The 17,043-nt window shown below is 64.0% G+C and carries 11 protein-coding genes; 4 read left to right on the forward strand and 7 right to left on the reverse strand.

Annotated elements, in window-relative coordinates:
- Positions 1 to 41: 41 nt before the first annotated feature.
- Positions 42 to 1,226, reverse strand: coding sequence for a glycosyltransferase family 4 protein (locus tag FZ033_RS16265; protein WP_149577156.1), 1,185 nt, complete (start codon positions 1,224 to 1,226; stop codon positions 42 to 44).
- A gap of 2,008 nt (positions 1,227 to 3,234) precedes the next feature.
- A complete protein-coding gene (locus tag FZ033_RS16270) occupies positions 3,235 to 3,924 on the reverse strand; it encodes a hypothetical protein (RefSeq protein ID WP_149577157.1) in 690 nt (229 codons plus the stop codon).
- Between FZ033_RS16270 and FZ033_RS16275 the strand changes: the two genes are divergently transcribed.
- On the forward strand, positions 3,898 to 7,989 hold the full coding sequence (locus FZ033_RS16275; RefSeq protein WP_149577158.1) for a beta strand repeat-containing protein: 4,092 nt from the start codon (positions 3,898 to 3,900) through the stop codon (positions 7,987 to 7,989). The genes FZ033_RS16270 and FZ033_RS16275 overlap by 27 nt on opposite strands.
- 183 nt (positions 7,990 to 8,172) lie before the next feature.
- Here the strand turns inward: FZ033_RS16275 and FZ033_RS16280 are convergent, their stop codons facing one another.
- Both FZ033_RS16280 and FZ033_RS16285 read right to left on the reverse strand, forming a co-directional pair.
- Complete coding sequence (locus FZ033_RS16280; RefSeq protein ID WP_149577159.1) at positions 8,173 to 9,486, reverse strand: glycoside hydrolase family protein; 1,314 nt, start codon at positions 9,484 to 9,486, stop codon at positions 8,173 to 8,175.
- Positions 9,487 to 9,694: 208 nt separating this feature from the next.
- A complete protein-coding gene (locus tag FZ033_RS16285; RefSeq protein ID WP_149577160.1) occupies positions 9,695 to 10,699 on the reverse strand; it encodes an NAD-dependent epimerase in 1,005 nt (334 codons plus the stop codon).
- A 664-nt stretch (positions 10,700 to 11,363) separates the two neighbouring features.
- Here FZ033_RS16285 and epsC point away from each other — a divergent pair.
- Both epsC and FZ033_RS16295 read left to right on the forward strand, forming a co-directional pair.
- Positions 11,364 to 11,954 carry a serine O-acetyltransferase EpsC gene (epsC, locus tag FZ033_RS16290; RefSeq protein WP_210247911.1) on the forward strand — a complete coding sequence of 197 codons (591 nt, stop codon included), beginning with the start codon at positions 11,364 to 11,366 and terminating at the stop codon, positions 11,952 to 11,954.
- Positions 11,955 to 11,974: 20 nt separating this feature from the next.
- The gene (locus tag FZ033_RS16295) at positions 11,975 to 13,168 is read left to right on the forward strand and encodes a glycosyltransferase family 4 protein (protein ID WP_149577161.1); all 1,194 of its coding nucleotides are present in this window, start codon (positions 11,975 to 11,977) and stop codon (positions 13,166 to 13,168) included.
- A gap of 117 nt (positions 13,169 to 13,285) precedes the next feature.
- On the opposite strand, the gene FZ033_RS16300 is transcribed toward FZ033_RS16295, so the two are convergent.
- Together FZ033_RS16300 and FZ033_RS16305 are read right to left on the reverse strand one after the other, a co-directional pair.
- On the reverse strand, positions 13,286 to 14,389 hold the full coding sequence (locus tag FZ033_RS16300) for a DUF2778 domain-containing protein (protein WP_232847520.1): 1,104 nt from the start codon (positions 14,387 to 14,389) through the stop codon (positions 13,286 to 13,288).
- Between the two features lie 417 nt (positions 14,390 to 14,806).
- Positions 14,807 to 15,154: an ArsC family reductase gene (locus FZ033_RS16305; RefSeq protein ID WP_149577163.1), complete on the reverse strand. Its 348-nt coding sequence runs from the start codon at positions 15,152 to 15,154 to the stop codon at positions 14,807 to 14,809.
- Positions 15,155 to 15,288: 134 nt separating this feature from the next.
- On the opposite strand from FZ033_RS16305, the gene FZ033_RS16310 reads away from it, so the two are divergent.
- Positions 15,289 to 15,660, forward strand: a complete 372-nt coding sequence (locus FZ033_RS16310; protein WP_149577164.1) for an antibiotic biosynthesis monooxygenase family protein — start codon at positions 15,289 to 15,291, stop codon at positions 15,658 to 15,660.
- 31 nt (positions 15,661 to 15,691) lie between these two features.
- Here the strand turns inward: FZ033_RS16310 and FZ033_RS16315 are convergent, their stop codons facing one another.
- Positions 15,692 to 16,864 (reverse strand): CaiB/BaiF CoA transferase family protein, encoded by a 1,173-nt coding sequence (locus tag FZ033_RS16315; RefSeq protein WP_149577165.1) that lies wholly within the window; start codon positions 16,862 to 16,864, stop codon positions 15,692 to 15,694.
- Between the last annotated feature and the right edge of the window lie 179 nt (positions 16,865 to 17,043).

Genomic DNA, 17,043 nt, shown 5'->3' on the forward strand with positions numbered 1-17,043 from the left:
CTCCGCGGGCTTCACCCGCTCGCAGCGCAGGTGGGGCGGCCTCACCGGCCACCGGCGTGTTTGGGATCGCGGGGCGTGGCTTCAAGCGGACGGAGCGCTTCGAGCAGCCGGAGCGCGCTGGCCTCCCATGAGAATGCGCGTGTCCTGAGGTGCCCGGCCTCACGCAGGCTGGCGCCTTCGAAGGCGGGGTCCGCGCATCGGCGCATGGCGTCGGCCATGGATGCCTCGTCGAGGGGATCGAAATAGAGCGCGGCGTCGGCACAGACTTCTCGCACCGCCGGGATATCGGCAGCCAGCACCGGGCAACCGGCCGTCATCGCCTCGAGCGGAGGGATGCCGAAGCCCTCATAGAGGCTCGGAAAGATCAGGGCCACGGCGCTGCGGTAGAGCGCCTGCACCTCGGCATCGCTCAACCGACCGGTCGCGACCACCGTCGGGGGCACGTCGCCGAGGTCCGAGCGGGCGAATGCGGCCGCAGCCTTCCCTACCATGACGAAGGAGATGTCGTCGCGGTTCAGCGAGAGAAACGCGCGGACTGCGCGGGCCAGATTCTTGTTTGGCGCGGGCGAGCCCACGGCAAGCAAAAACCGCTTTCCATGGAGCCCGAAGCGGTCCAGCACCGAGACGTCGGGCTCGATCTCCGCCATGTGGTCCACCGCGTTGGGAATGACCGCGATGGAGGCGGCGGGAACGCCGAGAAGCCCGGACAGTTCGCGCTGCGAGAATTCCGAGACCGTCGCCAGCCGGGCGCGCCGGGCCAGCAGGTGTCCGAGCTGCCGGTGCACGGTGCCATAGAGACGGGAGAAGTTCTCCGGATGGCGATAGACCAGCGCATCGTGGATGACGGTCAGCTGGTCGCCGTGGAGCACGGGCCCTGAATTGCACAGGTTGACCAGCGTGCCGCTCCTGCTCGCCCAGAACAGCTCCGTCTGTTCCCAGGGGTGCCCGGACAGCCGGCCGACATTGCGGAAGGGCAGGGGGCCCAGCCACGAGGGGCGCTCCACGCCCGAAGGTGCAAGCACCGTCCAGCGCAGGTCAGGCTCCGCCTCGGCGCGCGCGACGATCTGCTTCAGGACGAGGGTCGCGAAGCGTTCGACGCCGGTCACGGGACGGCCGATGAAGCGGCCGTTGACGAAGGTTGCGGGCAGTGTGGTCATGCGGGGGGCAGCAGCTTGGGCGCGAAGGCCAGCCGCGGCTGTTTCGCGGGGCGGCGCATGGAGAGGCATGCTGCAGTGCGGCCGCGTTTCGTGTTCAGGCTTGAGCGCGAGCCCGCTCGGCCGCCGTCGCGGCAGACACTGGCAGTGGATGCGTTCGCATGCGCCATGATCTCACCTGTTCGTCGCGGGTCGGCTCGTGGCCATCGTGAAACTCATCCCTACAGGCTCTAAGCTATCTTCGCATGTGCGAGAAGGGGGCGGGAAGTCGTCTCGACCAGCGGACCGCGCCAGGCCGCGGTGGAGGGCGGACGGCTCGGGCGCTGGCCTTGCTCCCGTCGCTCGTCGCCGCGTCAACGCGCCTCAGGCCGGGATCCGGCTCTCCTGTCCGCTGATCGGCCTTCGCCGAGCCGCCCTTCGCTCTATCGACGGCGAGCATCACGCTACGAGATGCGGTCGCCGGTGGGCCTGGTGACATCCGCTTTGGATCGTGATCCGGCTCGAGGATGACCGGGGCAGCAGACACGATCTCCTGTGCGGACTGGAAATTCCGGAATTTTGACGCATGCCAAGGATCCCGCTGGGGATCGCCGTCAGAATTGCAAAATGCTGCAACGTAGCTAACACCAATAACGGTCATTTAGAGGCATTACGCGCGTCACGCGACTGTGCTGCTTGTGTCGGACAAGCATGGGTACAGCGCATTGCGTCGATATCGTCTGTCGCGCATGGCTCAACATCGAGCATGCGGCCGCGAGGGTGTCGAACGTTGACCTGATGTTTCACAATATCAGGGTTTCCGTACGTCAGATCACGCAAGGCGTGATGTGGATTCCTTCGCAAATGCGAACGCTGCGCCCCTCAGGCACAATTCAGAGTTTTATTTTTCGCATAAACGCAGCGAAATCATCTGGTTGCTGAATGCCTGATCCTTTTGGCACTGCATCTAAAGATGTTATTTCGCATTTTGCAAAATGTCGGCTCATAAATTGTGGGTTTTTGCTATTTTTATTTGTTGCAATGGTGGTGGTATAAACCTAACGTGAAAAATGAAGTCGCTTCCCTGTGGGAAGGAGTGCGAGCAATGGCTCAAGGCGTCACTGTAACTCAAAATACGGCTGCGAATTTTGTCTCATCTCTTGGTATAAATACTAAGGCTGGGACTTATTCGGACTCATATACAAATGCCAGTCTTGTAATTCACAGCCTCGACTATCTTGGAATATCGACTGTTCGGGATTCTTATACCGAATACGGGCAGGCGAACCCGGTTCTCGATGCTCTGGCTAGTGCTGGTGTCAAGTTTGATTTTCGTGTCAACTACACGCTTCCGGCTTCCGGTAGTGCGGGCATATCGGATTATATTGATGCGTTGAAGGAATTTGTCGCCGATCATCCCGGGAGCGTCATCGCCGTAGAGGGGATAAACGAGGCGAACATCGAGAGTTTCAGTTATAATGGCGACTCTTCTGTTGCGGGTGCTGCGGCATTTCAGCGTGATTTATACCTGGCGATAAAGGCGACGCCGGAGCTTTCATCTGTTCTCGTCTATAATCTTTCGATAGCTAATATGGATCCCAGCGTCTTTGCCGCGGTGGGGGATCTTGGTGCTTATTCCGACGCAGCAAACGCGCACGCCTATCCCAATACGGGCAAGTCGGTTGACGCGCAGATCGAGTCTGTGATTGCCCTTGCGCAATCCAATTCGAAGGGCGATCCGCTGGTCGTCACGGAGACCGGGTACACGACACTGGAGAATGCGGCGGGCGTAGGCGTCAACGAGGATGCCCAGGCCAAGCTGGTCTTGCAGAATTTGCTGGCGGCCTATGAAGATGGCTCCACTCAAACCTATCTCTACTCGCTGTTTGACGAGCCGAGCGTCGAGGCGACACGTGGGGCGAAGGAGGTCAGCTTTGGGATTTTCAATGCGGATGGCTCCCCCAAGGAGGCCGCAGTTGCAATTCATAACCTTACGACCATCCTGAATTTCGGCAACGACGGTAGTGCTTCGACTGCGACAGACACGGCCTTCACCTTGTCTGGTGCGTCGTCCAATACGCATTCGATGATTCTGACCAAGTCAGGAGACGTCTACGACATCGTGCTTTGGCAGGATGTGACGGTCTGGAACGACGTTACCGATACCGAAATCGTCAATCCAACCACCCAGGTCACCGTGAATCTTGGGGAAACGGTGTCGAGCGTCAGGATCTACGATCCCCTGGGCGGGCTCGATCCCATCGCCACCTACACCAATGTCAGTTCCTTCACGGTTCCTCTCAGCGACCATCCCCTCATCATCGAGGTTGGTGCCAGCGAGGCTGTGCACGAGAAGGTCGTGATGAGCGCCGCAAGTCTCACGATGACTTCGGCTGATTTTGTCGCCCAGATGGATACGCTGGCGGGTGCAACAGGCCTTGAAACCATAACGCTCACGGGCAGTCACGAGCTTGCCGTTGCGTCGGTTGAGACGATGCAATACATCATCGCCAACTATGGAAGCCTGCTCAGCAAGATCGATGGAGGCTATACTTTCTCGGTCACCTATGGGCAGGCGACCTGGAGAAAGGAGCAGATATTCGACGCGAGCGGAAATCTCCAGACGCGCATTGATTATGGCGTGAGCAACGATGTTGTCGTCAGCAAGGTTGTGTATGCCAATGATGGAACGGTCGATTATTACAACTATAATATCACCGGCCAGACCTATACATCTCAGCATGTGACTGTGAATGCCGCAGGCGTGACTATTCTGACCGAGCGGTTCCACGCTGACGGCACCCGGGACTATGTGCAGACGGTGGCAGCCGATGGCACCAAGGACACCGTCGTCTATAACAGCGTCGGCCAGAAGACTTCGGACATCAGCCTGGCGACGGACGGCACGCGCACCACGCTGACCTATGATCCATCCTCGGGCTATCTCACCCAGTCGGTGTTGCAGGCAGCAAGCGGGGTAGTCACCACCAAGACCTTTACCGCCGGGGTGTTGATGCGCACCTCCGTGGCCAACACGGACGGCTCGGTCGACTATTACAACTACAACATCACTGGGCAGACCTACACGACGCAGCACCAGACGGTGAATGCGGCGGGCGTCACCGTGCTCACGGAGCGCTTCCACGCCGACGGCACCCGGGACTATGTGCAGACGGTGGCCGCTGATGGCACCAAGGACACGGTGACCTATAACGCCGCGGGTCAGAAGACCACGGACATCAACATCGCGACGGACGGCACGCGCACCACGCTGACCTATGATCCCTCCTCGGGCTATCTCACCCAGTCGGTGTTGCAGGCCGCGGGTGGCGTGGTCACTACCAAGACTTATACCGCAGGCGTGTTGATGCGCACAACCGTGGCGAACACGGACGGCTCGGTCGACTATTACAACTACAACATAACCGGCCAGACCTACACGACGCAGCACCAGACGGTGAATGCGGCGGGCGTCACCGTACTCACGGAGCGGTTCCACGCTGACGGCACCCGGGACTATGTGCAGACGGTGGCAGCCGACGGCACCAAGGACACGGTGACCTATAACAGCGCCGGCCAGAAGACCTCGGATATCAGCCTGGCGACGGACGGCACGCGCACCACGCTGACCTATGATCCGTCCTCTGGCTATCTCACCCAGTCGCTGCTTCAGGCAGCAAGCGGCGTGGTCACCACCAAGACCTACACCGCGGGCGTGTTGATGCGCACCACCGTGGCCAACACGGACGGATCGGTCGATTATTACAACTACAACATCACCGGGCAGACCTATACTACGCAGCACCAGACGGTGAATGCGGCGGGCGTCACCGTGCTCACGGAGCGGTTCCATTCGGACGGCACCCGGGACTATGTGCAGACGCTGGCCGCCGATGGCACCAAGGATACGGTGACCTACAACAGCGCCGGCCAGAAGACCTCGGATATCAGCCTGGCGACCGACGGCACGCGCACCACGCTGACCTATGATCCGTCCTCGGGCAATCTCACCCAGTCGCTGCTTCAGGCGGCAAGCGGGGTGGTCACCACCAAGACCTACACCGCCGGGGTGTTGATGCGCACAACCGTGGCGAACACGGACGGCTCGGTCGATTATTACTACTACAACATCACCGGGCAGACCTACACGACGCAGCACCAGACAGTGAATGCGGCGGGCGTCACCGTGCTCACGGAGCGCTTCCACGTCGACGGCACCCGGGACTATGTGCAGACGGTGGCCGCTGACGGCACCAAGGACACCGTCACCTACAACAGCGCGGGCCAGAAGACCACGGACATCAGCGTCGCGGCGGACGGCTCACTGACGACACTTACCTATGATCCGTCCTCGGGCTATCTCACCCAGTCGGTGCTGCAGGCAGCAAGCGGGGTGGTCACTACCAAGACCTACACGGCCGGGGTGTTGATGCGCACCACCGTGGCGAACACGGACGGCTCGGTCGACTATTACAATTACAACATCACCGGGCAGACTTACACGACGCAGCACCAGACAGTGAATGCGGCGGGCGTCACCATTCTGACCGAGCGGTTCCACGCCGACGGCACTCCGGACTATGTGCAGACGGTGGCCGCTGACGGCACCAAGGACACCGTCACCTACAACAGCGCGGGCCAGAAGACCTCGGACATCAACGTCGCGGCGGACGGCTCACTGACGACACTCACCTATGATCCGTCCTCGGGCTATCTCACCCAGTCGGTGCTGCAGGCAGCAAGCGGCGTGGTCACCACCAAGACCTACACCGCGGGCGTGTTGATGCGCACCTCCGTAGCGAACACGGACGGCTCGGTCGACTATTACAACTACAACATCACCGGCCAGACCTACACGACGCAGCACCAGACAGTGAATGCGGCGGGCGTCACAGTGCTCACGGAGCGGTTCCATTCGGACGGCACCCGGGACTATGTGCAGACGGTGGCCGCTGACGGCACCAAGGACACGGTGACCTACAACGCCGCGGGCCAGAAGACCTCGGACATCAGCCTTGCGACCGACGGCACGCGCACCACTCTGACCTATGATCCGTCCTCGGGCTATCTCACCCAGTCGGTGCTGCAGGCGGCAAGCGGCGTGGTCACCACCAAGACCTACACCGCGGGCGTGTTGATGCGCACCTCCGTGGCGAACACGGACGGCTCGGTTGACTATTACAACTACAACATCACCGGGCAGACCTATACGACGCAGCACCAGACAGTGAATGCCGCAGGCGTCACCGTTCTGACCGAGCGCTTCCACGCTGACGGCACCCGGGACTATGTGCAGACGGTGGCGACCGACGGTACCAAGGACACGGTCAACTACAACAGCGCGGGCCAGAAGACCACGGACACCATCATTGCGACCGACGGCACACGCACCACGCTGACCTATGATCCGTCCTCGGGCAATCTCACCCAGTCGGTGTTGCAGGCAGCGAGCGGCGTGGTCACCACCAAGACCTACACCGCCGGGGTGTTGACGCGGACAGTGGTGGCGAACACGGATGGCTCGGTCGATTATTACTACTACAACATCACCGGCCAGACCTATACGTCGCAGCACCTGACGATGAATGCGGCGGGCGTGACCGTGCTCACCGAGCGCTTCCACGCCGACGGCACCCGGGACTATGTGCAGACGCTGGCCGCCAACGGCACCAAGGACACGGTCAACTACAACAGCGCGGGCCAGAAGACGACGGACACCATCATTGCGACCGACGGCACGCGCACCACGCTGACCTACGATCCCTCCTCCGGCAATCTCACCCAGTCGGTGTTGCAGGCAGCAAGCGGCGTGGTCACCACCAAGACCTACACCGCCGGTGTGTTGACGCGCACGGTGGTGGCGAACACCGACGCTTCGGTCGATTATTACTATTACAACATCACCGGCCAGACCTATACGTCGCAGCACCTGACGATAAATGCGGCGGGCGTCACCGTGCTCACCGAGCGCTTCCACTCGGACGGCACCCGGGACTATGTGCAGACGGTGGCCGCCAACGGCACCAAGGACACGGTCAACTACAACAGCGCGGGCCAGAAGACGACGGACACCATCGTTACAACGGACGGCTCGCGCACCACGCTGACCTATGATCCGTCCTCTGGCAATCTCACCCAGTCGGTGGTCCAGGATACAAGCGGTACGGTGACCAAGACCTACACCACCGGCGTGCTGATGAAGACGGTCGAGCAGCACACGGACGGCACGATCGACTATTACAACTACAACATCACAGGCCAGACCTACACAACCCAGCACCAGAAGACGACGGCCAGCGGGAGCATTCTGGAGATCGACCGCTACCATGCCGACGGCACGTTCGATTATGTCGAGATCCGCCATACGGACGGTTCGAAGGATGTCTCGAACTACACCAGCACGGGCGCATTGCTGAACCATTCGGCCATCCAGGCGAACGGTTCAAGGGTGGTCGACAACTATCTGCAGGACGGAACCGGAGATATTCGCCACGACACCTACGACACGGCGCTGAACCTCCTGATCCGCGACTACGAGCACACTGACGGAACCCACACGATCTATTCCTATGGGAACAATCAGGTGCTCGATGGTGGGGTGCAGAACGACACCTTCTATTTCCGCAATACGACCGGTGGCACCCTGCATTACGATGGTGGCAACGATACTGTGCTCAACTTCGACACCAGCGGTGGGCACATCGTCATCGACAGCAAGCTTGCCCACAGCACCAGCGACCTGACGATCACCCAGACCGGCAGCGACGTCACCATAACCATCGATGCGCACGATACGATCGTGCTGAAGGCGACCACGGTCGCCAACGTGCATCTTGATGCGTTCAGCTTCGTCTGAGGCTGGTTCGCGCCTCCGCCGACTTGGCGGGTCATCCAAGTGGTCCCGCGTCGCCGCTGTCGGCGCGGGACAGCCGGCCAGAGCGCTTTCCGTTCGCCTTGGCTCACGGCAATCGCTCTAAATTCTTGTGTTGACGCGTTTTTTCGCGCGAACCGGCATCCGCTTCGCTCGAAAACGCTCTAATCACGGTGTTTGACTGACCTCGATCGTGACGTTTGCGGCGTCGAGGTCGATGATGACCGGCTCGGGGCCGAGCGCGATGGTGTTGGATGCCGAAGCGGGCACAGCATTGCAGAGGGCTTTCGTCCGCGTCGTCTCGCTCCCCGGGAGTCGCAAGATGCCCCTGGTTTCTGCCCGGGTGGTCCAGCCGACAAGGCGGATGCCCTGAGGTGTGGTGGCCTGGAGGATGAAGACATCCCGGAACGGCCGCTCCAGCCGAAAGGCGGTTGTCCCCTTGATGAGCTTGATCGCCTCCCGGACCGCACAGGCCGCGGGCTTCGGGTTGAAGTCGTAGTCATAGAGGCCGAAATTGTCTTCGAGCTCGTCGGGGTTGCGGCCCTGGTCCTTGAGTTGGTAGATCCAGGCGCCCTTCATCCACGGCGTGGCGGCGGACCACAGCAGGACCTGCGCGATATTGTCGGCAGCCGCTGTCTGGGTGATCACGCAGGGGCGGCGCGCCGTGGGCCAACCGAATTCAGTGAGATAGATCGGAACGTCGGCCCCGGTCTGCGTCCGCAGCCGGCTCTGAAGGTCGCCGAGCCGGTCGACAATGTCGGTGGCGTTGCGCGTGCGCACGTCCGGCTCGCAGTGGTTGTATTGATGCACCGAGAGGCCGGATGCATTCTTGATCGCGCCATCGCGCACGATGGCCTGGGTCCAAGCCCAGCCGGGATCGACGCCGGCGGCGCCCGACAAGAGGGTGAGTGCGGGCTCGCTGGTGCGCAGCGCAGCGATGGTGGTGCGGGCGAGGGCTGAATAATGCGCGGCGGCACGCGGATCTGAATCCGGGCCGACTCCCACCAGCCACGGCGGGCGCTGGCCGCTGGTGAGGTTCCATTCGTTCCAGATTTCGAACATGGGATTGAGGGGCCGGGTCGCCGCGGCCGCGCGCACGGCGAAATCGGCGAATGCCGCGCGGCCCGCCTCGTTCATGGGCTTCACGCCACCGGCCACGGCCGGATTGGAGTGGGAGAGGATCAGGAGCGGGCGGGCCTTGGTGAGCTTCATGAAATCGAAGAGCCGCGTCGGCCGCAGCGTGCCAGGCGGAGTGCCCGGGGCGTCGAACACGGGCCACGCCAGGTCATCGCGAAACGAATCGAAGCCGACCTCGTCCACGAGCTGGGCTGTCTTCGAGGGCACGTAATTGTATTCGCCGCCGATGCCGAAATGGACACAGATCCCGACGACGAGGGGATCCGGGCGGGGCGTGAGCGGGGCGCGGCTGAAGGTCACCGTCTTCATATCGGCGCTATTGGCCGCGCCGGTGAGGCCGGTCACCGTGAGGCCAAGGGTCAGCAGGGCGACCTGAACGCCCGAAAGGAAGCTTTTGCGCATCATCCCCGTCCTCCCTGCAAGGCTCCGCCCCCTATGCCTCACCCCCTCCTTGCGGTTGGGGATGGGGCATAGCAAGGCGACCAGAGGCAGGCGTTTCAGCGGCGGGGGCGGCGTTGCGGCCGTCCCGGGCTGATGCGGTCGCGGTCCGGGATCAATAGTGTTCCTGGTACCACTCCGCGAACCGGCGCACGCCCACCTCGATTTCGATCTGCGGCTTGAAGCCGGTCAGGGCCACCAGCAGCTCGGGGGCGGCGAACGTGCGCGGCACGTCGCCCTGCTGCATGGGCAGCATCTTGCGCACCGCCGGCTTGCCCAGGCTCTCTTCGATGGTTTCGACAAAGCGCATCAGCGCCACCGGCTGGCCGCCGCCGATATTGACCACGCGGAAGGGCGCGTGATGCGACAGGGTGTCGATGACGCCATCGGCGGTGACCCGGTTGGCCTCCTCCGGAGGAACCGCCGTCAGCCGCACGATGCCTTCGATGAGGTCGTCGATATAGGTGAAATCCCGGCTCATCTTGCCTTCGCCGTAGATTTCGATGGGCCGGTCGTTGCGGATGGCGTCCACGAACTTGAACAGCGCCATGTCCGGTCGTCCCCACGGCCCGTAGACGGTGAAGAAGCGGAAGGCCGTGGTCGGCACCTTGTGGAGGTGGGAATAGCTGTGCGCCATCACCTCCATGGATTTCTTGGTGGCCGCATAGATGGTCATGGGCTCGTCGGCCTTGTCGCTCTCGGCGAACGGGACCTTTTCGTTCGAGCCGTAGACGGACGAGGTGGATGCGAGCAGCAGGTGCTTCGGTTTGAACCGAGACGCAAGGTCGATGACGTTGAAGGATCCAACGAGGTTGGAATCGATATAGGAGCGGGGATTCTCCAGGCTGTAGCGCACCCCGGCCTGAGCCGCGAGGTGCACGATCACGTCCGGCTCGGCGAGCTCGGCGGCCTTCTCCAGCGCATCCTGGTCCTCGAGCGCCGCAATCACCGCCTTGAAGCCGTTGGATCGCGCGAGTATGGCGTGCCGCTTTTCTTTCAATGCAACGTCGTAATACTTGGTCATGCCATCGTAGCCGACGACAAAATGGCCCTCGTCGAGCAGCCGCTTCGCCAAGTGAAATCCGATGAAGCCTGCAGTGCCAGTAATAAGATACCGCATCCGATTCCCTCAATGCGGGGCGGATTGGCCTCATTCAGCCCCCGATGGCCCGCCTCGCTTCACGCTTACCGCACTGCACACAGCCATGTCTACCGCGGAGAACGACGGGAAGATGGGGCAATTGCAACCCTGTGGCGCCATGGCTGCACCTGCTCGTTCGACCAGCTCCGAGGCGAGGCGACGCCGAGCTTCCGCAGGGCGAGGGCTTCGTAATATGGATGTTTATCAATGTTATAGAGGGTTCTCCCAACGGCAGGTGCTGTCGGGACTGCCGCCCCGAGGGCTGTTGAATCCGGGCGGGGTTGCGGTTTGGGCAGCCCACCGCTTTCGCTGCGCCGGCTTATGCTTGATCCGTCCTGCCGGACGCGTGGGGCCAATTTGATCCCATGAGAAACTCGCCGAAGGTGGCTTGTCTGGCCCGTTCCCGTTTCGAAAGCATTTTCCAAATATATGAGATAGAATAATTTTTCGCTCTATGAGGCTGGGCAGGGCATTCGGCACGCGATGCTGCGTTGCGAAGCGGGGAAGCGCCCGCCCTGAGCTATGCTGCACTGCGGGCCGTTTCATGCTATCGCAGAGGTCAATCTAGATCACGCTTTCCGGGTTCCCGTTGGCCAGTACGTCTGCATGTCCGAGCGCGCGTTTTTCGCAGGAAAGGAAGAGTATGACCGCTTTGGAAACCCCCCTGCAGAAAATCAAAGCTGATCTTCGTCACTACGCGTCTTCAGAACGCAGAGGCGTGTCTATTGCCTTCGTCTTTCGCATGTTTCTTCTGACGCCCGGGTTTCAGTTCGTGTTCGCGAACCGGCTTCAGGAGATTGTTATCCGCATCCCGGTCGTCGGCCGTTTGTTGCGTCGCATCATCTGGTGGGCGACCTGCTTGATCTTCAGCTCGGAGATCGCGCTCGCCGCCAAGGTCGGCGGCGGCCTCTACGTGCCCCATCCCTACGGCATCGTCGTCGGCTCAGCCACGATCGGCCGGAACCTGAGTCTGCTGCAGAATGTGACCATCGGTCACAAGAATTTGGACGATCTGTACGACCCGGTGATCGAGGACGATGTGCAGATCTCTGCGGGTGCAGTGCTGCTTGGTCCCATCACCATCGGCGAGGGCGCGGTCATCGGCGCCAACTCCGTCGTGCTGAAGGACGTTCCGGCAGGTGGCCTGGCCATCGGAATTCCGGCGCGGATCATTCCCGCAGCCGCGCCCTCGGTCGCGACCGAGGGCGATCCCCTCGTCGCCTCCGCCCTCTGATCGCAGCGGCGGGCCGGACCATGCGCATCGCGCTCTTCAACGCGCTCTATCCGACGCCGCTCCAGCCGAAGATCTTCGGTGGTGCCGAGGTGCTCGTGCGCCAGATCGCCGAACACCTTGTGGCCCAGGGCGACGAGGTGGTGGTGGTGCGCCTGTCCCTGGACGGGCTGCGCCAGACCGAAGAGGCCAACGGCGTGCGCGTGGAATTCGTGCCGATCCGCAATCTCTTCACACCGTTCGGGCCGCGGCATAAGGCGCTGGCCCATCTCGCCTGGCACGTGATCGACGACTGGTTCGTCGCCGCGGGCGAGATCGCCGGCATCCTCGACGGCTTCCGGCCGCAGATCGTGCACTCCCACACGCTCAACGGCCTCAACGCCCACATCTGGCAGTTGGCACGGGATCGGGGCGTGCCCGTGGTGCACACTCTGCACGATTACTACCTGGTCTGCCCGCGCTGCTCGCGTTTCAAGGGCGAGACCTCCTGCGCGGGAACCTGCGGCAGTTGCGCCGCCCTAACCATCCGCCGCCGGCAGCGCACGGGGCTGGTGAATGCGGTGGTCGGCGTGAGCCAGCGAACCCTCGATATCCACGTAAACGAGGGGCTGTTCGTGGACGCCGCCCGCCACGTCATCCGCAACGTGCCCAACCCGGACATTGCGTTCGTGCCGCTGGACCTGCCGGGCCGGCCGTTGCGGGTGGGGTATCTTGGGCGCTTCTCGCCGGAGAAGGGCGTGCGCCTGCTGGCCGAAGCGGCGGGGCGCCTGCCGTCGGGCACGGTGAAGCTCGTGCTCGCTGGCAATGTCTCCCAAGACGAGCGGGCGGCGCTCGCCGCGCTGGCGCCGCAGACCGAGCTGGATTTCGTGGGCTTCGTGGCGCCGAAGGATTTCTACGCCCAGGTGGACGTGGCCGCCGTGCCCTCGATCTGGGAAGAGCCGGGCGCCCTCGTGCTGCTCGACGCGCTGGCCGCCGGCCGGCCCGTCTTGGCGACGGCCTTCGGCGGTTTGCCGGAGATGTTCGAGGATGGCCTCACCGGATGGACCGTGGCGCCGGATGCCGAGAGCCTTGCCGGCGCCATCCGCCGGCTCGTGGACACGCCGATGTTGGTACTTGAGGCCCATAAACGCCTGGAAGCGCGGCGCTCCCGGACCCTTGGCGACATGGTCGCCAGCTATTCGCAGATCTATCGGGGTCTGGCGCGGGTTCCCGCCTGAGCAGGCCACTTTTCCGGCTGGAATCGAGCGGCCCGGCTGGGGCAAGTCACCCGCCGTGCACGTCACCTGCTGGAAGCGCAGCGCCTCAGGCCGGTCCCGGCTCGGGCGCGTCGATGCTCAGCGCGGCTTCAGGAAGGACATGAGGAAGTTTTCTTCCTTCGGCGCGTTCCCAAGCTGGGCAACCACCACGATCTTCTTCACTTCGCCGCGCTTGAAGGCGGTGAGGAACTTCTCGTAGTCCTTGAAGGAAATGCAGCCGTTGGAATCCCCGCGCGGGCCCAGCATGTAGGTGTGGGCGAGGATGCCGGCGCGGCCATACATCTTGCCGGTCCCCACCGGATTGAGGCGGACCGCCTCGACGCCGTGGAACAGGGATTCGCGCATGGTCAGCGAATAGGTGTTGGGCGGGGTGGCCCCAACCATCCGCTTGGCTACGTGGCGCGGATCGTCCAGCAACTCGCCGTAGCCCGAATGGGCTTCGAGCTTGTCGCCGTTGGGCATGTAAACGACCTTGCCCTTGATGTCGTAGATCGCATAGCCCGAGCCCGGCGTCGGCAGCGCCACCTCGTCATCGGAGGCGGGCGGCGTATCGGTGGCGGCGGGCGCGCTGGGGGCGGCGGGTGTGTCGACGAGCGGCGCCGACGGATCGGGCAGGGAGGCGTAGGCGAGGCGCTGCTCGCGCACCAGCGGATTGCGCTGGGGCAGCGGTGCGCCGCCCTGGTCGAGCTGCTGGAGGGCGCGGATGCCGTCGCCGGCCGCCATCTGCGGGATGCGGTTGGGCAGCGGGTTCGCCAGGGGCAGCGGCACGTTGCGGGCGAGCTGGGTGCCCATGTTAACGGGCACGGAGGCGGAGGCCTGTTGTGCGGCGTTTGCCGTGGCGAAGGGCGCGCCTTCAATGGACAGGCTGGTCAGGTAGATGCGGTCGGGCTCAAGCTCGAGGGCGCCGGAGGAGACGATCAGCGACAGCTCGGTGACGGTGGTTCCGGCCGCCGCAAGCGCAAGCTCGCGCGCCGGGCGTTCCACCACGCGCGGCTCCGAAACGCCGAATGCGAACGAGCCCTGGGTCACCCAGACGGCGCCGGCCGCCACCAGCAGACCGGCGAAAATCCCGGTGCCGATCCCGACAAGGGTCGCGTGCCTTGATCCGCTGCGCGGACGGCCCTCCGGACCCAGCGGGTCGAAGGTGGCGTCCTCGTCCGGTTTCCAGCTCGTATGCCTCATGGTCCCCGCTATCAGCGTTGCCGGACGTTTCCGGCGCTCGTTCCTCATCGGCAGGGTCCCACGGTGGTGCGACGAACGGTCTTGTGTCGAACGTTCTTGCATCGCACAAACCTCGCCCGGTGCGGATTGCTCCGCCCGAATCGCCGGCTTGTTGAATGCCCGGCCGGATGTGCCCGAACCGCGCGCCAGCCCCGCAAACCTGCCTAAACTCGGTAACTTTTCCCTTTACGGCCTCCGTAACACCAGATCACGAAGGCGAGAACAAGGCCATCGGGGTCGGACTTTAACAATCGAGGGCCGGCTTGGCGAGGGCGTTGTATTCCGCAGCGTCACACTGCGGTGCGCCATCACGGACCCGAGATCCAGCCCTCATCGGCGTGCATGGCCGGGGTTTCCGGTGATCTCCCGGCGCGGGGCTCAGCCGAATTTCGCCGCGTAGTCCTCGGGCTTGAAACCAACCAGAAGGTCGCGTCCCGTCTCCAGCACCGGGCGCTTGATCATGGAGGGCTTCTCCAGCATCAGGCCGATGGCCTTGGCCGCGTCGATGCCCTCCTTGTCGGCGTCGGGCAGCTTGCGGAAGGTGGTGCCGGCGCGGTTGAGGAGCTTTTCCCAGCCCACCTTCTTCACCCAGCCTTCCAGCGTCTTCCGCTCGATGCCGGCAGTCTTGTAGTCGTGGAACACGTGGTCGACGCCATGCGCCTCGAGCCAGCCCCTAGCCTTCTTCATGGTCTCGCAGGCCTTGATTCCATAGATCGTCGTCGCCATCGCAATGCCCCTTGCTCAAAGCGCGGACTTTACCTGAGCCGGGCGCGCGGCGGTATCGCGTGCATCAAGCCGGCGCTGACCTTGCGAGCGGTGTAAAGTCGCGGCAACAGCGGCAAAAGCCGAGGGAGGGGACGTTGATCGCCATCATTTTCGAGGTCTGGCCGGCCGAGGGCCAGAAGGAGACCTATCTCGACCTGGCGGCCCGGCTGCGCATCGAGCTGGAGAAGATGGAGGGCTTCATATCCGTGGAGCGCTTCGAGAGCATCACTGAGCCGGGCAAGATGCTGTCCCTGTCCATCTGGCGGGACGAGGAGGCGGTGAAGGCCTGGCGCAACCTCCCCATTCATCGCAAGACGCAGGCGGCCGGGCGCGCCGGCATCTTCCGGGATTACCGCCTGCGCGTCGCCGCCGTGCTGCGCGATTACGGCCTCGAGGCCCGCGACGAGGCGCCCGAGGACAGCCGCACCGCGTTCCGCCCCCGCGTGGAGTCCGACCCGGCCTTCTGAGGGCTTTACCGCGTGGCGGGGCGTCAGCGCCCTACCGCAGCTCGGGCGGCCAGGCGAGGCCCGAGCGGCCTTCGCCTTCATCCGGCGCAGCGGCGGCGCGGGCCTCCGCAGTGCTGAGACCAATCTCGCGCAGCACCTCGGCGGTGCGGTCGGACAGATCCAGCGGGCGCGCCTCGGCCGGGGTGCGGGACAGGCGCGGCACGGCGGGCACGCGATTGGGCCCCGATCCCGGGTGGCGGGCGGCGACGTGGGGATCGCTCCACACCTCGTCGGGGGCCAGGACCGGGGCGACGCAGGCGTCCGTGCCGGCGAACAGGGCGGTCCAATGGTCGCGGGGCGCGCCGGCGAAGGTTTCCGCCAGCTGGCGCTCGATTTGCGGCCACAGGTCGCGACGCATGTGGTCCGGCGGCTCGCCGAGGCCCAGGGTGCGCCACAGGCTCTCGAAGAAGCCGCGCTCCAGCGCGCCCACCGCGATGAAGCCGCCGTCGGCGCAGGCATAGGTGCGGTAGAACGGCGCCCCGCCGCCCAGCAGCCCGTCGCCGCGCTCCGGCCAGTGCGGCGTCTTCCACAGGGGCAGGTGCATGGCCATGAGGGAGAGCGCGCCGTCCATCATGGCGGCATCGATGAATTGGCCGCGTCCCGATGCCCTGGCCTCGATCACTGCCGCAAGGATGCCGATGGCGGCGATCAGGCTGCCGCCGGCGAAATCCGCCACCAGGTTCAGCGGCGCCTCCGGCGGCGCCCCCTTGGGGCCGAGGCCGCCGAGCACGCCGGACAAAGCGAGATAGGTGATGTCGTGGCCGGCTTCCTTCGCCCGCGGGCCGTCCTGGCCAAAGCCGGTAAGGGCGCAATAGACGAGGCGGGGATTGAGCGCCGACAGCTCCGCATATCCCGCGCCGATGCGCTCGGCCACGCCGGGGCGGAAGCCCTCCACCAGCACGTCCGCCGTCTTCACCAAGGCGTGGAGCGCGGCGCGGCCTTCCGGGGCCTTGAGGTTGAGGGCCACGTGGCGCTTGCCGCGGGAGAATTCCGCGATGGCCACCCCGGCGCGCCCGCCGCCCACCACGATCACCTCGGCGCCGAGATCTGCCAGCAGCATGGTGCAATAGGGGCCGGGCGCGAGGCGGGACAGGTCGATGACGCGCACGCCCGCGAGCGGGCCGCGTGGGGCGGGGGCAGGGGAGGGCGGCGGGGTTTCGGACATGGCGTTCCTCTCTTGTCGTTTGCTGGACTCGCGCCGGCGTAGCCCGAGCGCCGCGCCGGCTTCCAGGAGAGCGCCGGCGCGGCCGGCGTTCTCCTTTGCCCCGTGGGAGCCTTCCGAGGATTCGGCGTGCGGGGTCCGTCTGCGCCGCGGTTATGGCAGATTGGGGGGCGAGCTGGAAT

It is taken from the genome of Xanthobacter oligotrophicus (assembly GCF_008364685.1).
In the GTDB taxonomy this organism is placed as follows: Bacteria; Pseudomonadota; Alphaproteobacteria; order Rhizobiales; family Xanthobacteraceae; genus Xanthobacter; species Xanthobacter oligotrophicus.

What these genes read in the sequence shown, in the direction of transcription:
- FZ033_RS16265 (WP_149577156.1), bottom strand. Translation starts at nt 1,226, where the DNA reads ATGCCTCTCCATGCGCCGCCCCGCGAAACAGCCGCGGCTGGCCTTCGC.
- FZ033_RS16305 (WP_149577163.1), bottom strand. Translation starts at nt 15,154, where the DNA reads ATGGCGACGACGATCTATGGAATCAAGGCCTGCGAGACCATGAAGAAG.
- FZ033_RS16295 (WP_149577161.1), top strand. Translation starts at nt 11,975, where the DNA reads ATGCGCATCGCGCTCTTCAACGCGCTCTATCCGACGCCGCTCCAGCCG.
- FZ033_RS16315 (WP_149577165.1), bottom strand. Translation starts at nt 16,864, where the DNA reads ATGTCCGAAACCCCGCCGCCCTCCCCTGCCCCCGCCCCACGCGGCCCG.
- epsC (WP_210247911.1), top strand. Translation starts at nt 11,364, where the DNA reads ATGACCGCTTTGGAAACCCCCCTGCAGAAAATCAAAGCTGATCTTCGT.
- FZ033_RS16300 (WP_232847520.1), bottom strand. Translation starts at nt 14,389, where the DNA reads ATGAGGCATACGAGCTGGAAACCGGACGAGGACGCCACCTTCGACCCG.
- FZ033_RS16285 (WP_149577160.1), bottom strand. Translation starts at nt 10,699, where the DNA reads ATGCGGTATCTTATTACTGGCACTGCAGGCTTCATCGGATTTCACTTG.